This is a genomic window from Pseudomonas sp. F01002 (genome assembly GCF_004402115.1).
In the GTDB taxonomy this organism is placed as follows: Bacteria; Pseudomonadota; Gammaproteobacteria; order Pseudomonadales; family Pseudomonadaceae; genus Aquipseudomonas; species Aquipseudomonas frigoris.
The window spans coordinates 6,258-17,476 of the sequence record NZ_SOPU01000009.1 but is presented as its reverse complement, the minus strand read 5'-3'; the positions used below and the strand labels follow the sequence as shown (position 1 = coordinate 17,476).

The 11,219-nt window shown below is 59.1% G+C and carries 11 protein-coding genes; 8 read left to right on the top strand and 3 right to left on the bottom strand.

Annotation, left to right across the window (positions count from 1 at the left end):
- Positions 1-241: 241 nt before the first annotated feature.
- Positions 242-1,735, bottom strand: coding sequence for a CoA-acylating methylmalonate-semialdehyde dehydrogenase (locus E3W21_RS05490; protein WP_129438724.1), 1,494 nt, complete (start codon positions 1,733-1,735; stop codon positions 242-244).
- A 65-nt stretch (positions 1,736-1,800) separates the two neighbouring features.
- Positions 1,801-3,150 carry an aspartate aminotransferase family protein gene (locus E3W21_RS05485; RefSeq protein WP_134418735.1) on the bottom strand — a complete coding sequence of 450 codons (1,350 nt, stop codon included), beginning with the start codon at positions 3,148-3,150 and terminating at the stop codon, positions 1,801-1,803.
- Between the two features lie 124 nt (positions 3,151-3,274).
- On the opposite strand from E3W21_RS05485, the gene E3W21_RS05480 reads away from it, so the two are divergent.
- From E3W21_RS05480 to E3W21_RS05455, 6 genes are all read left to right on the top strand, one after another.
- Positions 3,275-4,195, top strand: a complete 921-nt coding sequence (locus tag E3W21_RS05480; protein ID WP_134418734.1) for a LysR family transcriptional regulator — start codon at positions 3,275-3,277, stop codon at positions 4,193-4,195.
- 85 nt (positions 4,196-4,280) lie between these two features.
- The gene (locus E3W21_RS05475; RefSeq protein WP_056746120.1) at positions 4,281-4,931 is read left to right on the top strand and encodes a TetR/AcrR family transcriptional regulator; all 651 of its coding nucleotides are present in this window, start codon (positions 4,281-4,283) and stop codon (positions 4,929-4,931) included.
- Positions 4,932-4,938: 7 nt separating this feature from the next.
- Positions 4,939-5,520: a YigZ family protein gene (locus E3W21_RS05470; protein WP_134418733.1), complete on the top strand. Its 582-nt coding sequence runs from the start codon at positions 4,939-4,941 to the stop codon at positions 5,518-5,520.
- A gap of 531 nt (positions 5,521-6,051) precedes the next feature.
- On the top strand, positions 6,052-7,611 hold the full coding sequence (locus tag E3W21_RS05465; RefSeq protein ID WP_134418732.1) for an ABC transporter ATP-binding protein: 1,560 nt from the start codon (positions 6,052-6,054) through the stop codon (positions 7,609-7,611).
- An 11-nt stretch (positions 7,612-7,622) separates the two neighbouring features.
- On the top strand, positions 7,623-8,729 hold the full coding sequence (locus E3W21_RS05460; protein WP_134418731.1) for an ABC transporter permease: 1,107 nt from the start codon (positions 7,623-7,625) through the stop codon (positions 8,727-8,729).
- Positions 8,729-9,655 (top strand): ABC transporter permease, encoded by a 927-nt coding sequence (locus tag E3W21_RS05455; RefSeq protein WP_134418730.1) that lies wholly within the window; start codon positions 8,729-8,731, stop codon positions 9,653-9,655. Before E3W21_RS05460 ends, E3W21_RS05455 begins: the two co-directional genes overlap by 1 nt.
- An 85-nt stretch (positions 9,656-9,740) precedes the next feature.
- Here the strand turns inward: E3W21_RS05455 and E3W21_RS05450 are convergent, their stop codons facing one another.
- Positions 9,741-10,163, bottom strand: a complete 423-nt coding sequence (locus E3W21_RS05450) for a hypothetical protein (RefSeq protein WP_134418729.1) — start codon at positions 10,161-10,163, stop codon at positions 9,741-9,743.
- Positions 10,164-10,245: 82 nt separating this feature from the next.
- On the opposite strand from E3W21_RS05450, the gene E3W21_RS05445 reads away from it, so the two are divergent.
- Both E3W21_RS05445 and E3W21_RS05440 read left to right on the top strand, forming a co-directional pair.
- Positions 10,246-10,596 (top strand): MerR family transcriptional regulator, encoded by a 351-nt coding sequence (locus E3W21_RS05445; protein WP_129445079.1) that lies wholly within the window; start codon positions 10,246-10,248, stop codon positions 10,594-10,596.
- A gap of 25 nt (positions 10,597-10,621) precedes the next feature.
- Positions 10,622-11,219 (top strand): SDR family oxidoreductase (locus tag E3W21_RS05440; protein ID WP_256661528.1); only part of this gene is annotated, 598 nt, incomplete at its 3' end.

The following is an 11,219-nucleotide window of genomic DNA, read 5'->3' as shown; positions in this document are numbered from 1 at the left end:
CAAACAACGCCACTCTTTCAACTCCTTCTGGGCTTCGATGACCTGAAGCAACTCGCTGTCGAAAACTGCGTAACTCATTGTTTACCAAGGAGTTTTCCGTTTCGACTGCGCCGGAAGTGGGGCGAATTATAGACTTCCAGAATCTGCCGTCAACACCTATTTTCACAATTCTGTAATATAGGTAAAAAAGCCCCTGAAACACAAAGGCCGGCCCCAAGGGGCCGGCCTTCTTCCCTTCTACTTACAAGCTAGGGAATGCGAACTGCGAAGCTTCATGGCTCGCCCGTTGTGGCCAGCGCTGGGTAATGGCCTTGCGACGGGTGTAGAAACGCACGCCATCCGGACCATACGCATGCAAGTCGCCGAACAGCGAGCGCTTCCAGCCGCCAAAGCTGTGATAAGCCACCGGTACCGGTAGCGGTACGTTGACGCCGACCATACCGACTTCGATTTCGTCGCAGAACAACCGTGCCGCTTCCCCATCACGGGTAAAGATGCAGGTGCCGTTACCATACTCGTGATCGTTGATCAGCTGCATCGCCTCTTCCAGGCTGTTAACCCGGACAACACACAGCACCGGCCCGAAGATCTCTTCTTTATAGATGCGCATTTCTGGCGTGACGTTATCAAACAGGCAGCCACCCAGGAAGAAACCTTCCTCATGACCCGCCACGCTCAGACCACGACCATCGACCACCAAAGAAGCACCCGCCGAAACACCGTCTTCTATATAGCCACTGACTTTGTCGCGAGCCTGACCGGAAACCAGCGGCCCCATGTCCAGACCGCATGAAGTCCCGGCACCGATTTTCAGCGCCTTGATCTGCGGTACCAGTTTGGCCACCAGCGCATCCGCCACCTGGTCACCGACGCAAACAGCCACCGAGATCGCCATGCAACGCTCACCGCAGGAACCATAAGCCGCCCCCATCAGTGCGCTGACCGCGTTATCCAGATCCGCATCCGGCATCAGCACCGCATGGTTCTTCGCGCCACCCAGTGCCTGAACGCGTTTGCCGCGCTTGGTGCCTTCGGCGTAGATGTATTCGGCAATCGGCGTCGAACCAACGAAGCTCAACGCTTTGACTTCCGGCGCTTCGATCAGCGCATCCACCGCAGCCTTGTCGCCGTGCACCACACTCAGCACACCTTTAGGGAGGCCGGCTTCCAGCAACAATTGAGCGATCAACAGCGTTGAGCTTGGATCACGCTCGGAGGGCTTGAGGATGAAGCAGTTGCCGCAGACGATTGCCAGCGGATACATCCACAGCGGCACCATGGCCGGGAAGTTGAACGGCGTAATACCGGCCACCACGCCCAACGGCTGGAAGTCCGACCATGCATCAATGTTCGGGCCAACGTTACGGCTGTATTCGCCCTTGAGGATTTCCGGTGCGGCGCAAGCGAACTCGACGTTCTCGATTCCGCGCTTCAGTTCACCAGCAGCATCTTCCAGCGTCTTGCCGTGTTCTTCGCTGATCAGTTGAGCGATACGTGCTTCGTTCTGCTCCAGCAATTGCTTGAAGCGGAACATCACCTGCGCACGCTTGGCCGGCGGAGTGTTACGCCAGGCCGGGAACGCAGCCTTGGCCGAGTCGATGGCTTTTTGAATGGTTTCGCGGCTGGCCAATGGCAGCTTGTGGATCGCCTGGCCAGTAGACGGGTTGAACACGTCAGCTGTGCGACCGTCTTCGGTCACCAGTTCGCCATTGATCAAATGCGGGATAAGGCTCATGCGGGGCTCCTGAAAAGTTGTCCACAGGCGCCCTTCAAGGGGCGCCTCTATATAGAAGGGAAAAATCAGTCGATTTTGTTCAGCACTTCGCCGACCGCGTCGAACAGACGATCAAGGTCTTGCGGCTTGCTGTTGAAGGTTGGGCCGAACTGCAGGGTGTCGCCGCCGAAGCGCACGTAGAACCCGGCTTTCCACAGGGCCATGCCGGCTTCGAATGGACGCACAATGGCGTCGCCGTCACGCGGCGCGATCTGGATCGCACCGGCCAGGCCGTAGTTACGAATATCGATGATGTTTTTCGAACCCTTCAAACCGTGCAGCGCATTTTCGAAATGCGGTGCGACTTCGGCCACGCTCTGCACCAGGTTTTCCTTTTGCAGCAGGTCGAGTGCTGCCAGGCCAGCGGCGCAAGCCACCGGGTGCGCGGAATAGGTGTAGCCGTGCGGGAATTCCACCGCGTACTCCGGCGTCGCCTGGTTCATGAAGGTCTGGTAGATCTCGGAGCTGGCAATCACCGCGCCCATCGGAATCGCGCCGTTAGTGACTTGCTTGGCGATGCACATCAGGTCCGGGGTCACGCCGAAGCTGTCGGCGCCGAACATCGAGCCGGTACGGCCGAAACCGGTGATCACTTCGTCGAACACCAGCAAGATATTGTGCTGATCGCAGATCTCGCGCAGACGCTTCAGGTAACCCTGTGGTGGAACCAGCACGCCAGCGGAACCAGCCATTGGCTCGACGAATACCGCCGCAATGTTCGAAGCATCATGCAACTCGATCAGCTTGAGCAGTTCATCCGCCAAGGCGATACCGCCCTCTGTCGGCATGCCACGGGAATAGGCATTGCTCGCCAGCAAGGTGTGCGGCAGGTGATCGACGTCCATCATCGCCTGGCCGAACATTTTGCGGTTGCCGTTCACCCCACCGAGGCTGGTGCCGGCGATGTTCACGCCGTGATAACCACGGGCACGGCCGATCATCTTGGTCTTGGTGGCCTGGCCTTTCAGACGCCAGTAAGCACGAACCATCTTCACCGCCGTGTCAGCGCACTCGGAGCCCGAGTCAGTGAAAAACACGTGATTGAGATTGCCCGGGGTCAGGTCGGTGATTTTCTCAGCCAGCTGGAACGACAGCGGATGGCCATACTGGAAACCTGGCGAGTAATCGAGGGTGCCCAACTGCTTGGAGACCGCCTCCTGAATTTCCTTGCGGGTATGCCCGGCGCCGCAGGTCCACAAACCAGAGAGCGAGTCGTAAACCTTGCGCCCCTTGTCATCAATCAGCCAACTGCCTTCAGCCGCCACGATCAGTCGCGGATCGCGCTGGAAATTACGGTTGGCAGTGTAGGGCATCCAGTGAGCATCGAGCTTGAGCTGGCTGGCCAGGGAAGTCGGGTTGTTTTCAGGCAAGTTCATGGGCAAAACCTCGCAGGGCAATAAGCGGCATAGAGATCAAAAGCGTTCTTGCAGCTAAATTGCCATGGGGATAAAGTCGGTGAAATCCAACTCTTCTAACGTTCAGTCAGGTCACCACTAAACTATGAGCAGCCGTCGCCCCGATCCGCTGGCGCAAGTCAGTGACTTTGATATCCGCCTGCTTCGGATTTTTCGCAGTGTGGTGGAGTGCGGCGGCTTCTCAGCAGCGGAATCGGTCCTGGGAATCGGTCGCTCGGCCATCAGCCAGCAAATGAGCGATCTGGAACAACGCCTCGGTCTGCGTTTATGCCAAAGGGGTCGCGCCGGATTTTCCCTGACCGAGGAAGGCCGCGAGGTCTATCAATCTGCGTTGCAGCTATTAAGTGCGCTGGAAAGTTTTCGCACCGAGGTCAACGGCCTGCACCAACATCTGCGCGGCGAATTGACCATCGGCCTGACCGACAATCTGGTCACCCTGCCCCACATGCGCATCACCCACGCCTTGGCGCAATTGAAGGAACGCGGGCCGAACGTGCAGATTCAGATCCGCATGATCGCGCCCAATGAAGTCGAACAAGGCGTGCTCGACGGTCGATTGCATGTCGGCGTGGTGCCGCAAGCCAGCGCGCTGTCGGGGCTGGAATATCAGCCGCTCTATAGCGAACGCTCGCTACTGTATTGCGCGGTCGGTCATCCGTTGTTCTATGTCGACGATAAACAACTGGATGACGAGCGCCTCAATAGCCAGGACGCGATCGCGCCGACTTTCCGTTTGCCCGCGGAAATCCAGGCCCATTACCAGGCGCTCAATTGCACCGCCAGTGCCTCGGACCGGGAAGGCATGGCGTTCCTGATCCTCACCGGACGCTACATCGGCTATCTGCCGGACCACTACGCCAGCCTCTGGGTGCAGCAAGGCCGATTGCGCGCGCTGAAACCAGTGGTGCGTTTTTATGACCTGAGCCTCGCATCAGTCACCCGCAAGGGCCGTCGCCCGCATTTGGTGCTGGAAAGTTTTCTGGAGAGTCTGGCTGCGACACGCTAGGTTTTATCGCGTCAGGACTTGTCTGATGCCCGTGGGTGCGCTATCAACGCACTGGTTGCACCCACCCACTTGTCCGGAAGTGCCTATGACCTTTGAAGTCCCCGCTCACGGCGGCAAACCTGCCAGCCGCATTCGTCAGAAGAACGAAGAGACCATCATCAAAGCCGCCGAAGACGAGTTCGCCCGTCACGGGTTCAAAGGCACCAGCATGAACACCATTGCCCTGAATGCCGGATTGCCCAAGGCGAATCTGCATTACTACTTCACCAACAAGCTCGGTTTGTACGTGGCGGTGTTGAGCAACATCCTCCAATTATGGGACAGCACCTTCAACACCCTGACCTTTGATGATGATCCGGCCGAAGCGCTGACACGTTACATCCGCGCCAAGATGGAATTCTCCCGTCGTCAGCCGCAAGCCTCGCGGATCTTCGCGATGGAAGTCATCAGCGGCGGCGAATGCCTGACCGAGTATTTCAACCAGGACTATCGCGCCTGGTTCCAGGGTCGGGCGGGCGTGTTCCAAGCGTGGATCGACGCCGGAAAAATGGACCCGGTCGACCCGGTAAACCTGATCTTCCTGTTGTGGGGCAGTACCCAGCATTACGCCGATTTCGCCACGCAGATCTGCCGTGTCAGCGGTCGCACCAAGTTGACCAAGCAGGACATGGAAGACGCCGGCAACAACCTGATCCGCATCATTCTCAAGGGCTGCGGCCTGACGCCAACAATCTAAGACTCTTATGCCTTTTACCCTCAGCGGTTTTTGCGAGTACCGCGAAGAGATTCGCAAAAGCCGCTTCATCACCTTCGCCGCGCCGATCAGTAGCCCTGCTGAAGCCCAGGCGTTCATCGAACAGCACAGCGATTTGAATGCCTCGCACAATTGCTGGGCCTGGAAACTTGGCGACCAATACCGCAGCACTGACGATGGCGAGCCTGGTGGCACCGCTGGCCGACCGATTCTGGCGGCAATCGACGCGCAGGATTGCGATCAGGTCGCCGTGCTGGTGATTCGTTGGTATGGCGGCATTCAACTCGGCACCGGCGGCCTCGCCCGGGCGTATGGCGGCGGCGCCAACAAGTGCCTGCAAGCCGCGGTGAAGGTTGAGTTGATCAGTCGGGTGCCAGTGAGTTGTGCTTGTGCTTTTGGTGAGTTGCCGCTGGTGAAGCTTCGGGTGGCGGAACTGGGTGGATTAGTTGTGGAAGAAACGTTCACGGCCAACGGCGTAGAGCTGCAATTGGCGATCGGCGAAAGCCAGATCGATACCCTGCAAACGCAGCTGGCGGATTTGAGCCGCGGGCGCATTTTGTTGCAGCACTAATCGCACCAACAACGTTCACAGCCCTTTCGTCGAACCGGTTCATTTGCCCACATCTACTGTGCACCCGGCTGTGGATAACCTGAGCACACTCGGCTGTAACCCTTCTGTCATGCGGCTTTGCGGGCGTTGCTCACTTTTCGACCAATCCGCCATCAAAAAAGCTAATTCCACGTAAAAACAATCAGTTAGAGCGGTTTATCACCTTTAGAAGAAAGCTACGCAGTGCTTATGCCCGAGCTTCGGGCTTGCGCACAAATACTGTGGAGCAATCTGTGGATAACCCGTTCATGGCTGTCGCCGCCCCCTGTCCGGTATGGCTTGCCGTCAGTTGCTCGTTTTTTGACCAAACACCCTGAGCAAAACCGGAGCCTGATGAACGGCGTTGCCCTCAAGTGGTGCCTGGTCCGGGATCGACATAGGGCGAGGCGCCGTCTTCAAGGCCTTCACCTGTAACGCTTTTGAGTTTTCCTGACTCAATGGCCAGGAAATTGCTTTGCCCACAGGCATCCCTTCAATCGACCCGAGCCTGTCATGCCCAACCCCGTGCCGATCCCCGATCAAACACCTCGTCTGCAACTGCGCAGAATCAGCAAGCGCTACCCCGGTTGCCTGGCCAACGATGCCATCGACTTGAGCATAGCCCCTGGCGAAATCCATGCCCTGCTTGGCGAAAACGGCGCGGGCAAAAGTACGCTGATGAAGATCATCTACGGCGTCACCCACGCGGACTCGGGAGAGATGATCTGGCAAGGGCAACCCGTCACAATGCGCAACCCGGCTCAGGCTCGGGGTCTTGGAATCGGCATGGTGTTCCAGCATTTCTCGCTGTTCGAGACCCTGAGCGTGGCGCAAAACATAGCCTTGGCGATGGGCGCGGAGGCTGGCACACCGAAACAGCTTGAGCCAAAGATTCGTGAAGTCTCCCGGCGCTATGGCATGGCGCTGGAGCCGGAGCGACTTATCCACAGCCTGTCGATCGGCGAACGCCAGCGGGTGGAAATCATTCGTTGCCTGATGCAGGACATCCGTCTGCTGATTCTCGATGAGCCAACCTCGGTACTGACCCCGCAGGAAGCCGATGAATTGTTCGTCACCTTGCGCCGACTGGCTGCCGAGGGCTGCAGCATTCTGTTTATCAGCCACAAACTCGGTGAAGTTCGCGCGTTGTGCCATAGCGCCACGGTGTTGCGCAGCGGTCAGGTGGCCGGGCATTGCGTGCCGGCCGAGTGTTCGGATCGGCAACTGGCGCAGTTGATGGTTGGCGAAGCCGCTGCGCTGATTACGGATTATCCGAAAGTCACTGGCGCTAATGCATTCCTGAACGTGACGGGATTGTCCTGGCACAACCCGGACCCGTTCGGCTGCTCGCTGAATGACATTGACCTGCAAGTGCGCAGCGGTGAAATCGTCGGCATCGCCGGGGTCGCGGGCAATGGTCAGGATGAGTTGCTGGCCTTGCTCAGTGGCGAAGAAGCGCTAAACCGCAACGACGGCGCAACGATCAGTTTCGCCGGACAACCGGTGGCGCACTTGCGGCCGGATGCACGGCGCAAACTGGGCCTGGCCTTCGTCCCCGCTGAACGTCTGGGCCATGGCGCGGTGCCGGATTTGAGCCTGGCGGACAACGCCCTGCTCACTGCCTTTCAACAAGGGCTGGTCAGCAACGGCCTGATCCAGCGTGGCAAGGTCGAAACCCTGGCCAAAGAAATCATCCATCGCTTCGGGGTGAAGACGCCCGATACCCAGACACCAGCCCGCAGCCTGTCCGGCGGCAACTTGCAGAAATTCATCCTCGGCCGGGAAATCCTGCAGCAACCGAAACTGCTGGTGGCCGCACACCCGACCTGGGGGGTGGACGTCGGCGCCGCCGCGACCATTCACCGAGCGCTGATTGCCTTGCGCGACGCCGGTGCGGCGATCCTGGTGATCTCCGAAGACCTCGACGAACTGTTCCAGATCAGCGACCGCCTCGGCGCTTTGTGCAGTGGTCGATTGTCGCCGCTCAAGGCCACGCTCGACACGCGCCTGATCGATGTCGGCGGCTGGATGGCCGGCCAGTTCGACGCCCCTCAATCACGTGCAACGGTTTAACGGAGTTTCACATGCTGCTTTCTCTCGAACCCCGTGGCCAGCAATCGCGCCTGATGCTGTGGTGCTCGCCATTACTGGCGGCTGTCCTGACGTTGGGCTGTGGCTCGCTGCTGTTTATCGCGCTGGGGCATGACCCGTTGCTGACCTTGCACACGTTGCTGATCGCACCGATCAGCGACCTGTATGGCGTCTCCGAACTGCTGGTCAAAGCGCTGCCGATTCTGCTTTGTGCATTGGGTTTGGCGGTGGCGTACCAAGCACGAATCTGGAACATCGGCGCCGAAGGTCAGTTGCTGCTTGGCGCGCTGGCCGGCAGTGCGCTGGCGGTGAACATCATCGGCATGCAAACTCGCTGGGCGCTGGTGTTGATCCTGCTCGTCGGCACCCTGGCCGGTGCCGCGTGGGCCGGGCTGACAGCGTGGTTGCGCACGCGTTTCAATGCCAATGAAATCCTCACCAGCATCATGCTCAATTACATCGCCCTGAACCTGTTGCTGTTCTGCGTGCATGGGCCGCTGAAGGATCCGGCCGGGTTCAACTTTCCCGAATCAGCGATGTTCGGTGATGCCAGTCGTTTGCCGTTGCTGATGGAAGATGGTCGAGTCCACATGGGCGTGTATTTCGCCTTGCTCGCGTTGGTGGCGGTGTGGGTTTTGCTGCAGAAAAGTTTTATCGGGTTCCAGATCAAAGTGCTCGGGCTGGACAAGCGCGCAGCGGGGTTCGTCGGCTTTCGCGAGAAGCGGCTGATCTGGCTGGCGCTGTTGATCAGCGGAGGGTTGGCGGGGCTGGCCGGCGTATGTGAAGTCACCGGGCCGATCGGCCAATTGGTGCCGCAGGTGTCGCCGGGTTACGGCTATGCGGCGATCACCGTGGCGTTTCTCGGGCGACTCAATCCCATCGGTATTCTGTTTTCCAGTCTGCTGATGGCGCTGCTGTACATCGGCGGCGAGAGCGCGCAGATGAGCATGAATCTGCCGCAAGCAATCACCCAATTGTTCCAGGGAATGATGCTGTTTTTCCTGCTGGCCAGTGACGTGCTGATTCTCTACCGACCGCGTTTGAACCTGCGCGGGTCCCGTCGTGCACAAGCCACCGCCGTACAAGCAGGAGCGCTGTGATGGATATCGATCTGCTGAGCAACATTTTCTACGCCATGGTCCGCTGCGGCACGCCGTTGCTGTTGGTGGCTTTGGGTGAATTGATCTGTGAAAAGAGCGGAGTCCTCAATCTCGGTCAGGAGGGGATGATGCTGTTTGGCGCGGTGATCGGTTTTATCGTCGCGCTGAACAGCGGCAACCTGTGGCTCGGTGTGTTGCTGGCGATGCTGGCCGGGATGCTGTTGTCGTCGTTGTTTGCGCTGGTGGCGCTGGTGTTCAACGCCAATCAGGTGGCCACCGGGTTGGCGCTGACGATCTTCGGTGTGGGCCTGTCGACCTTTGTCGGCGCGGCGTGGGTCGGTAAACCGCTGGCAGGTTTTGAGCCGGTGGCGATTCCTTATTTGAGTGAAATCCCGCTGATCGGGCGGATGTTGTTTGCGCAGGATTTGCTGGTGTACCTGTCGTTCGCGCTGTTTGCGCTGGTGGCCTGGGTGATTGTGAAAAGTCGCGTGGGGCTGATCATTCAGGCGGTCGGGGAAAACCCGGATGCAGCCAGTGCCATGGGCTTGCCGGTGTTGGGCGTGCGCACGCTGGCGGTGCTGTTTGGCGGGGCGATGGCTGGATTGGCCGGGGCTTATTTGTCGCTGGCCTACACGCCGATGTGGGCGGAAAACATGAGCGCCGGGCGCGGCTGGATTGCCTTGGCGCTGGTGGTGTTTGCCAGTTGGCGGGTGTGGCGGTTGCTGCTGGGGGCGTATCTGTTCGGACTCGCCAGCATCCTGCATTTGGTGGCGCAGGGGTTGGGGCTGGCGATTCCGTCGAGTCTGCTGGCGATGCTGCCGTATGTCGCGACCATTGTGGTGTTGGTGTTGTTGTCCCGGGATGCGCTGCGCACGCGGTTGTATGCGCCGGTGTCGTTGGGGAAACCGTGGCAGGCCGGGCATTAGTGGCTGGCCGGGCGGGCCTATTCGCGAGCAAGCCCGCTCCCACATTTGGACCGAGTCGAGCCTGGATTTTGTGATCAACCCACATCTACTGTGGGAGCGGGCTTGCTCGCGAAGGCGCCCTCACGGGCAACACCTGAACAACGCCCCACGCCAATTCAAAGATCAAGAAAATCACCAATATCGAACTGGCACCGTGGGCCAAGGCATAGAGCTGCCAAGCCGAAAACAGAAATCTGCCGACTGCGTCATACCGCCCATACACCTGCTGCGGATCACGAATCCGCAGCACCGCCCACACGCAGACAATCGACCCCAACAGATTGGCCATCAGCATGTGCATCGGCTCAAACGGCGGCAACTCGCCGGACAAATTGAAAGCATGACTCACACTCAACAAAACTCCATGCAACGCCGAAAAACTCCACGGCGTGACAAACGCCACCATGACGATCAAGTCATACCAGGCGCTACCCTTCACCAACTGGCGATATTGCGTTGAAGTCCACATCCGTCTTGCTCCATAAATTCAGGGAGCAACAAGGCTAAAGCCTGGAGTATGCTCCAGGGTCAAGCCCTCTCGAGACGTCATGATGCGCATCGGTGAATTAGCCCAGGCCAGCGCCGTCAGCCGCGACACGCTGCGCTTCTACGAGCAGCGCGGGCTGATTGCGGCACAACGCAGCGCCAACGGTTATCGCGACTATCCGGCGGACATGGTGCAACTGGTGCTGTACATCAAGACCGCTCAGCGGCTGGGCTTTACCCTCGGCGAGATCGGTAACAGCGTCGCCGCGTTATGGCAGTCGCCCGATCCGGACAGCGCCGTCACGCAATTGCTGCAAGACAAACTCAAACTGATCGAAACCCGAATGGACGAACTCGGCGCGCTGCGTCAGGAGTTGCAGCAACGGCTCGGTCAACGTTGTCCATTGAATCCGTGATCCTCATTTATCAAGGAAGCCACTCATGTCTACGGCAAAAACCGCACTCATCATCGGCGCCTCCCGGGGCTTGGGCCTCGGTCTGGTGAAAACCCTGCTGGCCGACGGCTGGCAGGTCACCGCCACCGTGCGCAACCCGCAGAACGCCGAAGCCTTGCAGGCCTTGGGCACGGTGCGGATCGAAAAACTCGACATGGACGACCAGCAGGCGGTCATCGCCCTGAGCCAACAACTCAAGGGCGAAGTGTTCGACCTATTGTTCGTGAATGCCGGGGTCAAGGGGCCGGAGGTTCAGACACCGGGCGGCGCGACGTTGGCCGAGGTCGGTCAATTGTTCTTCACCAACGCCGTGGCGCCGATCAATCTGGCCCAGCGTTTTGTCGGACAGATTCGTCCGGCTACCGGCGTGCTGGCGTTCATGAGTTCGGTGCTGGGCAGCGTGACCATGCCGGATGCGCCGGAGCTGGCGCTGTACAAGGCCAGCAAAGCCGCGCTGAACTCGATGACCAACAGCTTCGTCACTCAGTTGGGCGAGCAGAAGCTCACCGTACTGTCGCTGCATCCGGGTTGGGTGAAAACCGACATGGGCGGTGAAGGCGCTGACATCGATGTGGGCACCAGTA